The organism is Nocardia sp. NPDC041819 (genome assembly GCF_055590505.1).
In genome coordinates this window covers 83,808-100,665 of the sequence record NZ_JBVJAP010000010.1, presented here as the reverse complement: position 1 = coordinate 100,665, position 16,858 = coordinate 83,808, and the positions used below count along the sequence as shown (strand labels likewise).

Sequence of the window (16,858 nt, the reverse complement as noted above, 5' to 3'; positions counted from 1 at the left end):
GGGCCGGACAGCGGCTACCTACCCCGCGCGGGCGGCGCCGGGTTCGGTCGTCGCCGCGAGCGCGGACGGACATGCCGGTAGGATCACCCGCGCCGGGCATGGCCATGTAACGGGGGTCTTGTCCGGCACGTGTCGTGTCCTGGATGGTGTGCAGTGCCCATCCGCCGCGCACGCCACGGCGGAAAGGCAGTGCGGACGCAACGATAGGGGCAGGGCGATGACACCGGCTCTGAGATGTCTTGTCTGGGAACTGGACAACACCTTGTGGGACGGCGCCGTGTGCGACGCGACCGTCGGCGCGTTGCGACCCGCCGCCCTGCGCACCCTGCGCGTGCTCAGCGAGCGCGGGATCTGGCATGCCGTGGCAAGCCGCGGCGAGCGCGAATGGACGCTGGACAAGCTGTACCGGTACGGCGTCTACGAGATGTTCTCGGCCATCGAGATCGGCTGGGGCCCCAAATCTTCGGCGATCATGCGGATCGGGCGCACCCTCGGACTCCGGCCGGAGGCCATCGGTTTCATCGACCACGAGCCGGTGGAGCGCGCCGAGGTCGCCCGTGCGCTGCCCGCCGTGCGCTGTTACGCCGCCCGCAACGCCGACGTCCTGCCGGTGCTGCCGGACTTCCGTCCGGTGTTGCGCACCGGTCCCGCTCCCACGCCGCCGCTCGGCTTCGCCAGGGTGCCCGCGCGCTGAGACGAGCGCGGTGTGACCGCGTGATACGCGCCCGGCCTGCGGGATCGCGTGACCGCGCCGGAGGCTTCCCAGCTGCGCGAGGAGGCGCGCTGGAGTCGTATCGTGTTGATGGACAATGCGGTATCGGTGAATCGGCGGCGATAGGTTGTCACCATGAAGTGCTATGGCGTAACCGCGAGCGATGCCGAATCGTGGACGGAGATCGCCAACAGCTTCGTTCCCATGGACTACCGCTACGGCGATCCGGACCGATGGTATTCGGGGCTGACGGTTCAGGAGTCGGCCGTCTACCGGTTGTTGCGCTGGGAGCAGCGGGGAACCAGTACCTCCTACCGCACCCGGACGAACATCCGCCACGGTCCGTGTGACGACTTCTACTGGGTCGTCGTCCCCCAGCGGGGCGTGTACTCGGTGCGCTATCGCGGAGAGGAGACGCGGGCGCGACCCGAACAGGCCGCGGTGACCGCACTCGACGATCTGTGCCAGATCCACATCCCGCTGTTGTCGGCCTACGCGTTCCAGCTTCCCCGTGCCGAACTGGACCATCGCGCGGGACCGCTCGCCGAACGCGGTATGACGATCGACTTGAACTCCGGACTCGGCCGGATCACCCAGGCCATGATCCGCAGCACCCACGACGAACAGGCGAATCTGTCCGACCTCGAGTTCAACGCGGTCTGCGACCGGATCGCGGAGTTGCTCAGCCTGATCTCGCTCGGCGAGACCGGTCCGCAGCGAACCCATCACGCCCATGTCGTCGCGCAGATCCGGCAGTACGTGCGAGCCAATGTCGGCCGCAGTGACGTGCGCCTGCCCGCGGTGGCGCACGCGCTGGGCTGGTCGCCCCGGCAGTTGCGCTCGGTACTGCAGCAGGCCGGCACCACCTACCGCGACGTGCGGCGGGACGAAGCCCTGCGCGCCGCACGCGACCTGCTCGAGGACCCGGCGCGGGAGGACGATCCCATCAGCGCGCTGGCGGTCCGGGCCGGATTCACGCCGGCATGGTTCTCCGCGGCGTTCAAGGCGCGCTTCGGTGAGACGCCGCGAGACTTCCGGCGGCGCCGAGCGGCGGAACGCACCCTGCCGGGCGACGCGCGTGAGCCGGTGCCCGCGTTCCTGAACCGGACGGCATCCGGAATCAGCCCGGAAACAGGCTGATCGACAGGCCGCGCAGCCGGGCCGCCTCGGCGATCACCCGGTATCCCGCCACCCGGTCGCCGCGCACCGTGACGGTGAGCGCCAGCAGCAGCCTGCCGTGCGGCGCGACGACGACGCCCGGGTGACCGTCCACCAGCGCGAGCGCCGCCACCTGTGCACGCCGCCGGAGCAGCACGGTCTCTTCGGCCACCGAGGCCGCGCCGCGCACGGTCGTGGCCACTCCGGGGGGAAGCGCGGCGGCGTCGGCAGTGCGGACCACATCGGGCGCCAGGACGGCCAGGAGCGCGTCGAGGTCGCCGTCGCGTGCCGCGCCGAGAAACGCGTCGACGACATGCCGCTGCGCGGTGAGTTCGGGGGTGGCATCGGCATCCCGCACGCGGTGGCGAGCCCGGCTGGCCAGCTTCTTGGTGGTCGGCGTTGTGCGTCCGACGATCGGCCCGATCTGGTCGAACGGCACCGCGAACAGGTCGTGCAGGACGAACGCGACCCGCTCGTCGGGGCCGAGCCGGTCCAGCACCACCAGCAGTGCCCGGCCGACCGAGTCGATCAGGACTGCCTCGTGCTCCGGTTCGTTCTCGTCGGCGCCGCTTTCCAGCCGGGCGGGGTGGTCGAGCGGTTCCTCGCGCCGCGCGGCCCTGGCGCGCAGCAGGTCCAGGCAGATCCGGGACACGACGGTGGTGAGCCAGCCCGGCAGGTTCCGTACGTCCTCGACGTCGTGGCGGGCCAGCCGCAGCCAGGTCTCCTGCACCGCGTCGTCGGCCTCGCTGGGTGAGCCGAGCATGCGGTAGGCGACCGCGTGCAGGTGGCCGCGCTGGGACTCGAATTCGCGCGCGAAACCGTCTTCGGTGGGCATCGGTCACCTTTCCGCTCCATGGTCCGTCATCGAGATGACGGATCGGACAGCGCCCGGGTGACCGGGCGCGCCACCTGACGAAAGGGTATTGCCATGGACATCGCTTACGTCGTCGCCACCGTGCTGGCAGCCGCCGCCGCATTGCTCGCGGCGGGCATCGACGTGGTCCGCGCCGAGTGGGTGCGGACGAACATGCGCGCCTACGGCGTTCCGGAGTCGTGGCTGACGCCTCTCGCGGTCGTCAAAGCGGTCGGCGGGGCCGGGCTGCTGGTCGGACTGGCGGTCCCGCCGATCGCGGTTGCCGCGGCGGCCGGGCTGGTCGGCTACTTCGTCGGCGCGGTGGTGACCGTGGTGCGTGCGCGGCAGTACGCCCACATCGGCTACCCGCTGCCATACCTCGCCCTGGCGGCCGCATCGCTGGGACTGTCCGTCGCGGCGTAGATGCGCGGCGCCGCGCGTGGCACTACTCCGCGAGGATGAACTCGGCCGCCTGCTCGCCGATGAACACCGCCGGCGCGTGGGTGTGGCCCCGGATGAGCAGCGGCATCACCGAGGCGTCGGCCACCCGAAGCCCTTGGACGCCACGCACTTCCAGCCGGGGCGTGACGACGCTGGCGGAGTCGGTGCCCATGCGGCAGGTGCCGACCGGATGGTAGAGCGTGTGGGCGTAGGAGTTGAGCGTCAGTTCGAGCACGGCTTCCGGTTCCGCGGGCGCCTGGGGCGGGTAGATCAGCGGGCCGAGCACCGCCTTCATCGACGGCTCTGCGGCGATGGCTGCGCACACCCGCAATCCGGCCATGATGGCGGCGCGGTCGGCCCCTGCGCTGTCGGACAGGTAGCGCGGATCGATCACGGGTTTGGCGGACGGGTCCACGCCGGACAGGGTGATCCGTCCTCGGCTCTGCGGGCGCAGCAGCACCGTCGCCAGGATCACCCCGTGCTCGGTCGGGTCCTGAAGTCCTTCGTAGTAGAACGGCGCGGGTGCGAACACCAGCTCCAGGTCCGGGAACTCCAGATCCGGCGTGCTGCGCACGAACCCGTACGCCTCGCCGACGTTCGAGGTGAGCATGCCGCGATGGCGGATCAGGTAGGCCAGCAACTGGCGCGGCCGCTCGGCGCCGAACAGCGAATCGCCCGCGACGCCGTAGCCGATGCCCGCGACGAGATGATCCTGCAGATTCGCGCCCACCTCCGGCGCGTGGTGGCGCACCTCGATGCCGTGGCGGGCCAGTTCGTCGCGATCGCCGATGCCGGAGAGCATCAGCAGTTGCGGGCTGTTGATCGCGCCGCCGCACAGCACGACCTCACGCCGCGCGGTCACCGTGTGCGTGCCGCCGCCGTGGCGGTACTCCACGCCCACCGCGCGCGTGCCGTCGAACAGCACCCGGGTGGCCAGCGCCTCGCTGCGCACCGTGAGGTTCGGACGACGCAGTGCCGGCCGCAGATAGGCGTCGGCGGTACTCCAGCGGCGGCCGGCGCGCTGGGTGACCATGGTCTCGCTGAACCCCTCCGGCTGCGGACGGTTGGGCGGCTCCACCTGGTAGCCCGCCTCCTGCACCGCGGCCAGGTAGGCGGCGGTGAGACCGCGCGGGCTGCGCTGACGGGAGACGTGCAGCGGACCCTCGGTGCCTTCGTCGGGGTACTGGGCGTTCTCCACGCGTTCGATGCGGCGGTACTGCTCGACCGCCGCGGCGAAACCCCACTCCTCGCCCGCCAGCAGCGCCCACTCGTCGTAGTCCGCCCGGAATCCGCGCACCCACATCATGGCGTTCATCGAGGACGAGCCGCCGAACATCTTGCCGCGCGGCCAGTAGATCTCGCGGTTCTTCAGTTCCGGTTGCGGCGTGGTGAGGTAGTCCCAATCCACCTCGGAGCGGAACAGTTTGGCGAACCCGGCGGGGATGTGCGCGAACTTGTTCTTGTCCGGCGGGCCCGCTTCCAGCAACGCCACCGTGGTGCCCGGATCGGCGCTGAGCCGATTGGACACCACCGCGCCCGCCGATCCCGAGCCGACGACGACGTAGTCCGCGGAAAGCTCACCAGGTTGCACTGTTCCCACTCCGATCTGCACCGACTACGGCAAAGATACGAGCATGCCCGCGTCGCGTGGCCGATTTCGGGCAACCCGGCGCGAAGTCGTCCGGCGAAGTCCGCGCTATCGCAGGATCAGCAGCGCGGAGGTCTCGATGCGGTCGGCGATCTCGGAGTAGGACCCGTAACCCATGCCCGCCCGCACCAGCGCGCCCGCATAGAGCAATTCCAGCGATTCGACCACGTCCGGGTCCGGATCCGGACCGAGCGCGCGGATGATCCGCTTGCGGATCTCGGCACCGATGCGTCCGCGCAGATGCTCCACGTCCGGATCGCGGCCGAGCAGGGCGCTGGTGACCGCGCCGGAGAGTTCCTGCTCGTCGGCCACCAGCATGGCGATGTTCCGCAACTCGGCGATCACCCGGACGGTCGGGTCCTTGTCCTCGCTGACCGGCGACGGCGACGCGACCAGCCGCCGCCAGAAGATCTCGGCGACCAGATGCTCCTTGGAGGAGAAGTAGGTGTACGCGGTGGCCGTCCCGACCCCGGCCGCCGCGGCGACCATCCGGATGGTCATGCCCGCGAACCCTTCCCGCGCCAGCACTTCCACCGCCGCGCGGGTCAGCTTGTCGACGGTGTCGGCCTGCTTGCCGGACAGCCTGCGGCGGGTCGCCTCGAGAATGACGGAATCGGGTTCGGACATATGTCTGGATCCTACTATCGGCCCGGGCGGTTCAGTTCTTGGCCGCCGCGATGCCGGCCCGGCGCCCGTAGAAGCTGCCGTCGCCCAGCGACGCGCCGCTGACGTAGCCGCCCGCGCACAGGCCGGAGGTGCACCGGCCTGCCGCGAACAATCCCGGAATCGGCTCTCCGGAGACGTGCAGCACCCGCGAATCGAGGTCGGTGCGCAGTCCGCCGAGGGTGAAACCGGCCGTGAAGCCGCGCATGTCGAAGGCCGCCACCGGTCCGCGCAGCGGGCGCACCCATTCCGGCTTCTTGCCCAGCACCGGGTCCGCGCCGTCGGCGGCGTGCAGGTTGTAGCACTCCACGGTCGCCTGCAACGCCTGGCCGGGCAGGCCCATCTCCGCTTCCAGCTCGGCGATGGTCTCCGCCACCCAGGTCGGGGGCTGGCGGAAGAACGGCGTGGAGGTCTCGGTCGTCAGCGCCTCCTCGTAGGACGCTTCATCGAGCACCAGAAACGCCTGATTGTCCTGCTGGATCAGCGTCGCCTGGCCGATCCGGCCGGGGTAGGTGTCCTCCGGGATGTAGCGCTGGCCGCGCCCGTTGACCAAGATGCCTCGGGCCAGCAGCTGCGGATCCCCGAAGAACGCCACCTCGGTCGCGTCCATGTGCGCCAGCTCCGCGCCGAGCGCCTGCGCCAGTCGGATGCCGATGCCGTCGTGTTCCTCGATCGCCGCGGCGGGCCTGCCGATCAGTCGCGGCGCATATCCTTCGATCATCTCCTTGTGGTAGGCGAAACTGCCGGTGGCCAGCACGACGCCGCGCTCGGCGCGGATGGCGACCGGCTTGCCGTAGCGGCGGGCCAGCACCCCGACCACCCGATCGTCGTCGTCGACGATCAGCCGCGCGATCCGCATGTCGTACTCCGCCCGGATGCCGAGCGCTGCCGCGGTGTCGGCCAGCGGCTTCATCAGCATGTAGCCGCCGCCCTTCTCGCCGGTGCGCTTGTCGGCCATCTGCGGAACATGGCCGCGCGGAGCGGGTTCGGCGATCGCGTTGAAGGGCGCGGCGTTCTCGCCGCCGGAGTACATCAGTCCTTCGTCGTGCGGCGGCTCCCACCCCGGCTCGCCCCAGAACGCTTCGCGGAACGGCACGCCGCAGGACACCAGCCAGTGGAAGTGCTCGACGCTGCCGCGGCAATAGTCGGCGATCTTCGCCTTGTCCACGCCGGGGCCGAGCGCCGCGAGCAGGAAGGTCTCCATGTTCTCCGGCGTGTCCTGGAAACCGAGGGCCTGTTGCAGCGGTGTGCCGCCACCGAGGTAGATGAAGCCGCCCGCCAGGGCGGCGGCGCCACCCCAGCCGCCGGTACGCTCCAGGACCAGCACGTCCGCACCCGCGCGGGCGGCCTCGATGGCGGCGCAGACCCCGGCGATGCCGTATCCGGCGACGACGACGTCGGCCCGGTGGTCCCAGGTCTCGACCCGGCTCGCGCGCAGGGGGCGAATGGTGGTGGCGTCAGACATGGTCAACGAATCCTTCACTGCTCGGCGGGCGCGGACTGCGCGCGGGCGGCCTTCTTCTGCTGCGCCACAATCGTGCCCACCAGGATGTCGAGTTTGGTGCCGTTCGGCCAACCCACGTAGTGACATAGGAACACCGCGATCTCGTGCAGCTGGTCTTCGGTGAGTTCGCCGTTGCGCAGCGCGGCCCCGATCTGGATGCCCGCGGTGTCGATCGCGCCCTGCGCGGCCAGCGCGCCGAGCAGCAGCAACCTGCGGTCGCGGATGGTGAGTCCCGGCCGCGACCAGATGTCGGCGAAGAGGTGGTCGGCGGTGACGGCGAAGTGGGCGCCGGGGTATTCCTGGAACTCCGTGCCGTAGACCTCGGCCATCCTGGCCAGACCGCGCTGCCGCACGCTGTCGCTGGAACCGTTGTCGCTCATGAGGTTTGCCTTTCCGATGCGGAGGTGCCCGTCCCGACGCCGAGTCCGGGACCGAGCAGGTCGATGGCGAGTGCGGCCAGCGGCAGCGCGGTGCCGAGCCGTTCGCCCAATTCCAGGGCGAGACCGAGGTCTTTCTCCCCGAGGTCGCGCACGTGCCGCAGGATCGGCAGCCAGAAGTCGCCGTCCTGGATCGGCGCGGTGGTGCCGCGCAGCATGATGGCACCGGGCCCGCCGGTGACCGCGTCGGAGTGGCGCACCACTTTGCCGAGCGCGGTGAGGTCGAGACCGGCCGCCTCGGCCAGGCGTTGCGCCTCGGTGGCGGCGGTGAAGGAGACGAAGTGCAGCAGGTTGCGGGCCAGTTTCATGCGCGTGCCCGCGCCGACCGGCCCGGCGTGCACGATCAGATCGGCGAAGTAGCCGAACGGTTCGCGCACCTGCTCGAACGCCGCGTCGCTGCCGCCGACCATGACCGCGAGCGCGCCGCGGGTCGCGCCCGGCGCGCCGCCGCTGATCGGCGCGTCCACCAGTTCGACGCCGCGGTCGCGGCAGACCGCCGCGAGTTCTTCGGCGGTGTGATCGCTGATCGTGGAGTGCACGGCGACCACGGTGCCCGCCGCGGCGGTGCGCAATATGCCCTCCGGACCGGTGATCACGTCGCGGACCTGGGCATCGTTCACCACGGTGATGGAGATGACCGCCGCCTGCCCGGCGAGTTCGGCGGCGGAGGTGACCGCCTCGGCCCCGGCCGCGAGGAACGGCTCGACCGCCTCGGGCCGCGTGTCGCACACCGTCAGCCCGCCTGGCCATCGCAGCAGGCGCTCGGCCATCGGCGCGCCCATGTTACCGAGGCCGAGGAATCCGATGCGGGCGCTCATGACCGCACGATCTGTCCGCCGTCGACGTTGAAGATCTGCCCGGTGACCCAGCTCGCCTCGTCCGACAGCAGGTACAGGCAGGCGCCGACCAGGTCCTGCGGCGTGCCCATCCGCTTGAGCGGCAGGCGTTTGACGATGTCGTCGACGATCACCTCCGGGGTGACCGCCTTGGTGGCGTCGGTGTCGATCGGTCCCGGCGCGATGGCGTTGACGCGGATGTTCGACCCGCCCAGTTCGAAGGCCAGTTGCTGGGTGAGCCCGTTGACGCCGACTTTCGCCAGGCCGTAGAAGCTGGAATACAGCCACGCGGCGGTGGAGGACTGGTTGACGATCGATCCGCTGCCGCGCTTGGACATGTGCGGCCAGACGGCGCGGGTCATGACGAGCGCGCCGTCCATGTTCACGCTCATGAACTTCCGGTAGTAGTCCCACGGCACGGTCAGCAGCAGGTTCAGTTTCATCTCGCCGTAGATGGCGGCGTTGTTGACCAGGTGGTCGATGCCGCCGAACTCGGCGACGGCGAGATCGGCCAGCGCGGTGGCCGAGTCGGGATCGGACACATCGACTTGTCCGAACACCGCGTTGCCGCCGTCGGCGACGATCTTCTCGACGACCGCCGCGCCGCTCTCGGCGTTCTTGTCGGCGACGACGACGTTCGCTCCTTCGGCGGCCAGCGCCTGCGCGTAGGCGGCGCCGATGCCCTGAGCGGCGCCGGTGACGATGGCGGATCTTCCCGTGAAACGGGCCATGGAGTTCAGCTCCTCTGTGTTGTCCCGCGGCGGTCAGACCGCGGTGGCGATGACTTTGGTCTCGAGGTACTCCTCGAAACCGGCGATGCCCATCTCACGGCCGAGGCCGGATTGCTTGTAGCCGCCGAAGGGGACGTCGGCGGAGTACCAGATCCCGCCGTTGACGCCCAGCGTCCCGGTGCGCACGCGTTCGGTGACGCGCCGGATGCGCTCGGGGTCGGTTCCCCAGACCGAACCGGACAGGCCGTAGGGGGAGTCGTTGGCGATGCGGACGGCGTCCTCGTCGCCGTCATGCGGGATGATCACCAGCACCGGGCCGAAGATCTCTTCGCGGGCGACGGTCGAGCTGTTGGGGACGTCCGCGATCAATGTGGGTTCGACGAAGAACCCGCGTTCGTGCCGGGCCGGCCGCCCGCCGCCGACCACGATCCGCCCGCCCTCGGCGCGCGCGATGTCGACATAGCGTTCGACCCTGGCGCGCTGGCGTTCGGAGATCAGCGGCCCGCACACCGTGCGCGGGTCGGTGGGATCGCCCGGCCTGATCCCACCGAGCGTGCCCGCGGCCGCCTGCACCGCTTGGTCGTAGGCGGCGCGCGGGACCAGCAGCCGGGTGGACAGCGCGCAGCCCTGCCCGGCGTGCACGCACACCGAGAACGCCGCGACCGAGCAGGCCGCGGCGATGTCGGCGTCATCGAGCACGATGAACGCCGATTTGCCGCCCAGTTCGAGGAACGCCTTCTTCAAAGTCGTCGCGGCGCCGGTCATGACGGCGCGGCCGGTGGCCGTGGAGCCGGTGAAACTGATCATGTCGACGCGCGGGTCGGCGGTCAGCCGGGCGCCGAGCGTGTGGTCGGCGGAGGTCACGATATTGACGACGCCGGCCGGGATGTCGGTCTCCTCGGCGATGACGGCGCCGACCGCCGCCGCGCACCAAGGGGTATCGGGGGCGGGTTTGAGCACGACGGTGTTCCCCGCCGCCAGCGCGGGACCCAATTTGGCGAAGTTGATCTGATGCGGGAAGTTCCAGGGCGTGATCGCCCCGACCACGCCGATCGGCTCCCGGCGCAGCAACCGGCGGGTCTTGATGCCCATCGGTTCGGCCACGCCCAGATCGGTTTCCCAGTCGTAGGTTTCGGCGAGTCCGGCCGCGTAACCCAGGTCGGCGACCGGGCCTTCCAACTGCGGGCCCGCGGTCAGCATCCGCGGGGCGCCCGCCTCGGCGATCGTGATTTCGCGCAGGTCCTCCACGTGGGACTGCAACGCGGTGCGCAACTGCTCGAGGCAGTGGGCGCGGAAGGCGTGATCGCGCGACCAGTCCGTCTCGTCGAACGCGGTGCGCGCGGCGGCGACGGCCGCGTCGAGATCGGCCGCGTTCGCGTCTGCGGCGAGGCCCAGGACTTCCTCGGTCGCCGGGTTCACCGTCGCGAAGACACCGTCGGCGCCCTCGACCAGCTTGCCGCCGATCAGCAGGCGGGACCCGTCGGTGGGCAGAAGGCTGCTCATGGATTACTCCGATACTGTCTGGACACGTGTACGGAATATAGTCTCGGACGTCGATCTGTGGCAATAACAGGTTCTAACTCTGCCAACCTCGACGGGACCGAGCGGGAAGGGGTGCGCTCCGGCCGGATGCGCGCGAAAGTGTCGAGTGCGGCACGGCGAAACGGTTGGTGGTTCGAGAAGCATTGTCGGGAACGGTGGATCGGTGGTACTGTCCAGACACATGTCCAGCTATCTGTCTCCGCCTCGGTGGCGGCACGCTGCCGCGAGGCGGAACGTGTTATCGGTTTCGGAGTGTGGGCGATGACTGCCGCGGTGGAGCCGGTGGTGTTCGATCCGTATGACTACGGGTTTCACGAGGATCCGTATCCGACGTATCGACGGCTGCGGGAGGAGGCGCCGCTGTATCGCAATGCGGCTTTGGGTTTCTGGGCGTTGTCGCGGCATGCGGATGTGGTCGCGGCGTTTCGGGACAGTGTGCGTTTGTCGAGTGCGAATGGGGTGTCGCTGGATCCGGCGGCGTGGGGGCCGCACGCGCATCGGGTGATGTCGTTTCTGGCGATGGACGATCCGCGGCATATGCGGATGCGGCGGCTGGTGTTCAAGGGGTTCACCCCGAAGCGGGTCGCGCAGATGGATGTCCGGATTCGGGAGCTGACGCTGTCGTATCTGGAACCGGCGCTGGCCGGGGGGAGTTTCGACTGGATCGATGAGGTCGCGGGCAAGTTGCCGATGGATGTGATCTCCGAGTTGATGGGGGTTCCGGCCGGCGACCGGGTGGAGATCCGCCGGTTGGCGGATTTGGTGGTGCACCGGGAGGACGGTGTGCTGGATGTGCCGGTGGCGGCGGCGGAAGCGTCGATGAAGTTGCTGGGCTATTACGCGGAGATGGTGGCCGAGCGTCGGCGTGCCCGGCGGGATGATCTGACCTCGGCGTTGCTGGATGCCGAGATCGAAGGGGATCGGTTGTCCGATGAGGAGATCATCGGGTTCTTGTTCCTGATGGTGGTGGCCGGGAACGAGACCACCACGAAATTGCTGGGTAATGCGTTGTATTGGGGTGCGCGTTACCCGGGGGAGTACGCGAAGGTCGTCGCGGACCCCGGCCTGGTGGCCGACTGGGTGGAGGAGACGCTGCGCTATGACACCTCCAGTCAGATGATCGCGCGTACCGCGACGGAAGACCTCGGCTACCACGACGGCGTGGTCCCGGCGGGAGCGAAGGTGCTGCTGCTGATCGGTTCGGCCAATCGTGATCCCGCGGTGTTCGACGATGGTGACAGTTTCCGTATCGATCGTGCCGACAAATCGGGGCTGGCGAGTTTCGGTGCGGGAGTGCACTTCTGCCTGGGCGCGCATCTGGCGCGGCTGGAAGCGACCGTCGCGTTGCACGAGTTCGGCTCCCGGGTGCGGTCCTACGACGTCATCGAATCCGGGATCGCACGTGTTCATTCGTCCAATGTGCGTGGGTTCGCCCACCTTCCCATCACCGTGGAGACTCGATAATGCCAAGATTCGCACCCCATCCCGAGCGCAGGCCCGCGCTCGTCTCCGGCGCCTCCTCCGGGATCGGCGCGGCCACCGCCGTGGCCTTGGCCGAGCTGGGTCACCCGGTCGCGCTCGGCGCCCGCCGCGCCGAGCAGTGCGCCGAACTGGCGGACAAGATCCGCGCCGACGGCGGTGAAGCCTTCGCTTACCGCCTCGACGTCACCGAGCCCGACTCGGTCGACGAGTTCGTGCGCGCTGCCGAAGAAGCGCTCGGCCCCACCGAGATCCTGGTGTCCAGCGCGGGCGACATCGAGTTCGGACAGGCATTCGCGATGGACCCGGAACGGTTCGTGCGCCAGGTGCAGGTGCATCTCGTCGGCGCGCAGCGCCTCGTGCACCGGGTGCTGCCCGGCATGCTGCGCAGGCAGCGCGGCGACGTGGTGCTGATCAGCTCGGACTGCGCATCCGAACCGCGTCCGCGCACCGGCGCCTACAGTGCCGCCAAGGCGGGTCTGGAAGCGATGGCCGCGCAGATGCGCATGGAACTCGAGGGCACCGGCATTCGCCTGTCGCAGGTCCGGCCCGGCCCGACCCTGACCGGGATGGGCATGGACTCCACGCCCGAGATCGTCGGCCCGGTGCTGGAGGACTGGAAGGCCTGGGGCTTCGCCAGGCACCCGTACATGCTGCGCGCCGGCGACCTGGCCGCCGCGGTGGTGGCGGTGGTGTCCACGCCGCGCGGCGCACACCTGGTGCTCGTCGAGGTGCAACCCGAGGCGCCGGTGCGTCCGCTCGCGGACGACCCGGGATCGAACGAGCAGTAAGGAGCGACGATGCGAGTGCTGGCCGATCTGGATCTGTGTCAGGGACATGCCGTGTGCCAGGACGAGGCGCCCGAGGTGTTCCACGTCCCCAAGCGCGGCAAAGTGGAGATCCTCGATGCCGTCGCGGACCCGCAGACGCAGGCCGACGTGCAGCGCGCGGTCCGCTACTGCCCCACCCAGGCGTTGACGATCGCCGCGGACGAGTGAGCGGAATTCTTCGCCCGCGGCGGGTAGGCAGGGCGAGCGGGGACGAATACGATGAATCCGAAACCGGAACGTGTTCTAATTCAGGCGCACTGTCCGGCCCGGGGCCCGCGGCGATGTCCGACGTCATGGAGATGATCCGATGAGCACAGCACACACCGACAAGGCGGCGGGCGCCCTGCCCGCCAGGATCACCGGGGAGCTGATCACCCGGCTGACCGGCCTGGTCGCCGCCGACGGTAGCGCGGCGCCGTTCGAGATGACCGAGGTCTACACCGGCGCGCCGGTCGGTGCGCTTCCGCAGTCGACCCCGCAGGACGTCCTGCGCGCGTGCGCCACCGCCCGGACGGCGCAGACGGAATGGGCCGCGCAGCCACTGCGGGAACGACTGCGGGTATTCGAGCGGCTGCACGAGGTGATGCTCGGCGAAGTGGAGACCATCGCCGATCTCATCCAGATCGGATGCGGTAAGACCCGTCGCATGGCGGTCGAGGAATCCTGCGACGTGCCCATGGTGGTCAGTCATTATCTCAAGACCGCGCGCCGGGTGCTGCGGCCGAAGCGGCGCGGCGGCCCGATGCCCCTGCTGACCACCTCCACCGAGCAGCACCGTCCCAAAGGGCTCGTCGCGGTGATCGCGCCGTGGAACTTTCCCTTCGCCATCGCGCTGTCCGACGCCATGCCCGCGCTGATGGCAGGCAACGGCGTGGTGCTGAAGCCGGACAACAAGACCGCGCTGTGCGTGCTCTTCGGTGTCGAGCTGCTGCACCGGGCCGGGCTGCCCCGCGGTCTGGTGCAGGTGGTGTGTGGTGAAGGACCCGATATCGGGCCGACCCTGATCGACAACGTCGACTTCGTCATGTTCACCGGCTCGACCGCCACCGGCCGGATCGTCGGCGAGCAGGCCGGTCGCAACCTCATCGGGTGCAGCCTGGAGCTGGGCGGCAAGAATCCGATGATCGTGCTCGCCGACGCGAACCTGGACGAGGTAGTCCCCGGCGCGGTGTTCGCGGTGTTCGCCAACTCGGGGCAGGCGTGTATGCACATCGAGCGGATCTACGTGCACCGCTCCATCCATGACGAGTTCCTCCGCCGGTTGGTCGCCGCCGCGGCGGAATTGAACGAAAAGATCGGCGCGGCCTACGACTACACGCCGGAGTTCGGCTCCCTCGTCTCCCCGCAGCACCTGGAACGGGTCGCCGCCCACGTCGAGGACGCGCGATCGAAAGGGGCCACCGTGCACGTCGGCGGGCAGGCGCGGCCCGATGTCGGCCCGGCGTTCTACGAGGCCACCGTGCTGACCGGCGTGACCCCCGAGATGACCCACGCGACGCTGGAAACCTTCGGCCCGGTCGTCACCGTGTACCCGTTCGACGACGAGCAGGAGGCGGTGCGCCTGGCCAACGCCACCGACTACGGCTTGAACGCCAGCGTCTGGACCCGGGACTTCGCGCACGCCGAGCGGATCGCCGCCCGGTTGCAGGCGGGCAATATCAACATCAACGATGGTTTCGTCGCGACCTACGCCGCGAAAGGCACGCCATCGGGTGGCGTGAAACAGTCCGGTGTCGGCACCCGGCACGGTGACCAGGGCCTGCTGAAGTACACCGACACGGTGAACGTCGGCGTGCTCAAAAAACAGGTGCTCGCCGCGCGGGCAGGTCAGCCCTACGACAAGCAGCTGAAGATGACCCTGACGTCGCTGCGGCTGATGCGCCGAACCAGGTTGCGCTGAGCGCGGTTCCCCCGCGGGAACCGCCGCGCCCGCAACGGTCACAGCCCCCGCCGATCCGGTAGCGTGGCCGTCGGGGTGGATCCACGGCATCGAGAACGGATACGCATGAGTCTTCGAGAAGTTCCGCTACGCACGCTGTCCGGCGAATCGACGACGCTGGCCGACCTGGTCGGCGACCGCGCCGTCCTGCTGGTCAACGTGGCCTCGAAATGCGGCCTGACGCCGCAGTATTCCGGTCTGGTCGAGCTGCACGAGTCCTTCGGTCCGCGCGGTCTCAGCGTGGTCGGCGTGCCGTGCAACCAGTTCATGGGCCAAGAGCCGGGCACCGCCGAGGAGATCCAGGAATTCTGTTCCACCACCTACGGCGTCGATTTCCCCTTGCTGGAGAAGACCGACGTCAACGGCGACCAGCGCCACGCCCTCTACCAGCAGCTGGTGGAGACCCCCGATGCCGAAGGCAACGCGGGCGACATCCAGTGGAATTTCGAGAAGTTCCTGATCGACCGCGACGGCAAGGTCGCGGGCCGCTTCCGCCCGCGCACCACCCCCGAGGCGCCGGAATTGGTAGCGGCCATCGAAGCCGTGCTCTGAAGCAGTCGCGAGAAGCGGAGCCGTCGTCCCCCCAAGGACGGCGGCTCCGCTCGCGTCCGCCCGCCATTCACGAGCGGTCGGCCTCCAACCCGATCAGCCCGGCACGCGTGGCGCATCCTCTCGGTGATGTGCCACTCGATGACATCGGCGTCAGGAGCGCCGGGTGAGTGGCTCGCGTAAGCCGAGTTGCCTGGCCTCGGCCGGGCCGCGCATCGGGGAATCACCAGATCATCCGCAAGCAGGCTGTGTCTACGAAATCTACAGTGGGGGTGGGAGAGTGAAAGTTTGCGCTGGGCGAACTCGGCACCGAAACGCATGGTCTCACCCGACGGCCGAACTGTCACTCTTCGCGGATCCATACCACCGAAACACATTGTGCCGCAACGTAATTGAGATAGCTGCAAACCGGCGTGTCGGACTTGTGGCCGACGTAGACTGCTCGAGCCGAACCACATGTAAGCACGTGAAGGGAGTTCGGCCATGCTCACAAATGCGCTACTTGTGAACCGACTCAACGGAAGTCGACTTACCGTGTATGGCGACGCACTCACCGATGGAGCGATCGTCGTCAGTGTTCGCTATGCCTTGCACGACCATCGTCGGCAAAGGTGGACGACACATGAAGTGGGAAAAAAAGATGGCTATACCGTGATCCGAATTGAGATCTCCGACGACAAAGATACCTACTGCCTCGATGCGGGCAACGCCCAGATCAACTCCGAAGTCAATCTCAGGATCAAAAAATCTAACGGCTCCGACCAGCAGAAATGGTGTTATCGCGAAGACTCGCGCGGCCCCAAGATTTTCAACTACATGCCATATTTGAATACGTCCGCCGCATTGAGCCTCAGAGGCGATTTCGGAAACGTACAGTACGACACAGTTGTACTGGACAGAAGTTTTTCCGCCGTAAGTCAGCTCTGGTATTTCAACGCGAACGATTATCTCGACGAAATCCCGAACTGACGGGATCGCTCCCAGGGCCCCGGCGAAATCGGCGGGGCCCTGCCAGGGTCGAGGTGGCGGTAGATCGTCGCGCGGGAGACGTTGGAGGTCTCGGCGATCTGGGTGAGCGTGTACTTCCGTTTGCCCGGCCGGTCACGTTCTTCCTGCATCTCGCGTGCCTTGCTCATCCGGAGTTCGGTCAAGGCGGGAGGTCGGCCACCCGTTCGCATCCGGCAGCATTGAGCGCGTCGAGCTGAGAATCGTGGTTCTGCCCCCGGGTTCGCAAGAGCGTGGCGGGCATTCGCGGGACAGAAACTAACAGACACCGAAACACCTTGCCCGGCAATATAATTCTCTCGCTCGCCCGCCCACGCGAGGCGTAATCCAGCGACGCCGCCTGCGATGCCGCGTGAAACGGTTCGGCGTAGGTAGTGGCCCGCGAGCCACCGAGCCGCCGCCGGGAGCGGTGGCCCGAGCCGGGCACGATCCGGCTCGGGCCACCGACGGCGCACCCACTGGTGAGGATGCGCGGCGGCGGCGGCGATTCGCGATGGTTCGACTCGCCATGATTCGAAGGTCGTCGAACGG

Annotated in this window: 17 protein-coding genes; 9 read left to right on the top strand and 8 right to left on the bottom strand. The window is 68.7% G+C overall.

Annotated elements, in window-relative coordinates; all coding sequences use genetic code 11:
- Positions 1-217: 217 nt before the first annotated feature.
- Positions 218-694: a hypothetical protein gene (locus ACZ6DL_RS25730; protein ID WP_466054841.1), complete on the top strand. Its 477-nt coding sequence runs from the start codon at positions 218-220 to the stop codon at positions 692-694.
- 153 nt (positions 695-847) lie between these two features.
- Complete coding sequence (locus tag ACZ6DL_RS25725; RefSeq protein ID WP_466054840.1) at positions 848-1,852, top strand: helix-turn-helix transcriptional regulator; 1,005 nt, start codon at positions 848-850, stop codon at positions 1,850-1,852.
- Here the strand turns inward: ACZ6DL_RS25725 and ACZ6DL_RS25720 are convergent.
- Positions 1,833-2,705 (bottom strand): sigma-70 family RNA polymerase sigma factor, encoded by an 873-nt coding sequence (locus tag ACZ6DL_RS25720; protein WP_466054838.1) that lies wholly within the window; start codon positions 2,703-2,705, stop codon positions 1,833-1,835. The genes ACZ6DL_RS25725 and ACZ6DL_RS25720 overlap by 20 nt on opposite strands.
- A 93-nt stretch (positions 2,706-2,798) precedes the next feature.
- Here ACZ6DL_RS25720 and ACZ6DL_RS25715 point away from each other — a divergent pair, with 93 nt between their 5' ends.
- Positions 2,799-3,146, top strand: coding sequence for a DoxX family protein (locus ACZ6DL_RS25715; RefSeq protein ID WP_040866625.1), 348 nt, complete (start codon positions 2,799-2,801; stop codon positions 3,144-3,146).
- A gap of 22 nt (positions 3,147-3,168) precedes the next feature.
- Here the strand turns inward: ACZ6DL_RS25715 and ACZ6DL_RS25710 are convergent, their stop codons facing one another.
- From ACZ6DL_RS25710 to ACZ6DL_RS25680, 7 genes are all read right to left on the bottom strand, one after another.
- Positions 3,169-4,755: a GMC family oxidoreductase gene (locus ACZ6DL_RS25710; protein ID WP_466054835.1), complete on the bottom strand. Its 1,587-nt coding sequence runs from the start codon at positions 4,753-4,755 to the stop codon at positions 3,169-3,171.
- A gap of 105 nt (positions 4,756-4,860) precedes the next feature.
- On the bottom strand, positions 4,861-5,439 hold the full coding sequence (locus tag ACZ6DL_RS25705; RefSeq protein ID WP_040866627.1) for a TetR/AcrR family transcriptional regulator: 579 nt from the start codon (positions 5,437-5,439) through the stop codon (positions 4,861-4,863).
- 31 nt (positions 5,440-5,470) lie between these two features.
- Complete coding sequence (locus tag ACZ6DL_RS25700; RefSeq protein WP_466054833.1) at positions 5,471-6,940, bottom strand: FAD-dependent oxidoreductase; 1,470 nt, start codon at positions 6,938-6,940, stop codon at positions 5,471-5,473.
- Between the two features lie 14 nt (positions 6,941-6,954).
- Positions 6,955-7,359: a carboxymuconolactone decarboxylase family protein gene (locus tag ACZ6DL_RS25695; RefSeq protein WP_393238453.1), complete on the bottom strand. Its 405-nt coding sequence runs from the start codon at positions 7,357-7,359 to the stop codon at positions 6,955-6,957.
- Positions 7,356-8,234 (bottom strand): NAD(P)-dependent oxidoreductase, encoded by an 879-nt coding sequence (locus ACZ6DL_RS25690; protein ID WP_466054831.1) that lies wholly within the window; start codon positions 8,232-8,234, stop codon positions 7,356-7,358. Before ACZ6DL_RS25690 ends, ACZ6DL_RS25695 begins: the two co-directional genes overlap by 4 nt.
- On the bottom strand, positions 8,231-8,983 hold the full coding sequence (locus ACZ6DL_RS25685) for an SDR family oxidoreductase (protein WP_466054829.1): 753 nt from the start codon (positions 8,981-8,983) through the stop codon (positions 8,231-8,233). The genes ACZ6DL_RS25690 and ACZ6DL_RS25685 overlap by 4 nt, the downstream gene beginning before the upstream one ends.
- Before the next feature lie 33 nt (positions 8,984-9,016).
- Positions 9,017-10,486, bottom strand: a complete 1,470-nt coding sequence (locus tag ACZ6DL_RS25680) for an aldehyde dehydrogenase (RefSeq protein WP_466054827.1) — start codon at positions 10,484-10,486, stop codon at positions 9,017-9,019.
- Between the two features lie 300 nt (positions 10,487-10,786).
- On the opposite strand from ACZ6DL_RS25680, the gene ACZ6DL_RS25675 reads away from it, so the two are divergent.
- The 6 genes from ACZ6DL_RS25675 to ACZ6DL_RS25650 all read left to right on the top strand — a co-directional run bounded on the left by ACZ6DL_RS25675 (position 10,787) and on the right by ACZ6DL_RS25650 (position 16,291).
- Positions 10,787-11,989, top strand: a complete 1,203-nt coding sequence (locus tag ACZ6DL_RS25675) for a cytochrome P450 (RefSeq protein ID WP_466055113.1) — start codon at positions 10,787-10,789, stop codon at positions 11,987-11,989.
- On the top strand, positions 11,989-12,795 hold the full coding sequence (locus ACZ6DL_RS25670; RefSeq protein WP_466054826.1) for an SDR family oxidoreductase: 807 nt from the start codon (positions 11,989-11,991) through the stop codon (positions 12,793-12,795). Before ACZ6DL_RS25675 ends, ACZ6DL_RS25670 begins: the two co-directional genes overlap by 1 nt.
- Positions 12,796-12,804: 9 nt before the next feature.
- Positions 12,805-13,002, top strand: coding sequence for a ferredoxin (locus ACZ6DL_RS25665; protein ID WP_466054824.1), 198 nt, complete (start codon positions 12,805-12,807; stop codon positions 13,000-13,002).
- 139 nt (positions 13,003-13,141) lie between these two features.
- A complete protein-coding gene (locus ACZ6DL_RS25660) occupies positions 13,142-14,734 on the top strand; it encodes a succinic semialdehyde dehydrogenase (protein WP_466054823.1) in 1,593 nt (530 codons plus the stop codon).
- Between the two features lie 105 nt (positions 14,735-14,839).
- On the top strand, positions 14,840-15,325 hold the full coding sequence (locus tag ACZ6DL_RS25655) for a glutathione peroxidase (protein WP_040864094.1): 486 nt from the start codon (positions 14,840-14,842) through the stop codon (positions 15,323-15,325).
- 480 nt (positions 15,326-15,805) lie between these two features.
- Positions 15,806-16,291, top strand: a complete 486-nt coding sequence (locus tag ACZ6DL_RS25650) for an RICIN domain-containing protein (protein ID WP_466054820.1) — start codon at positions 15,806-15,808, stop codon at positions 16,289-16,291.
- The last annotated feature ends 567 nt before the right edge of the window (positions 16,292-16,858 follow it).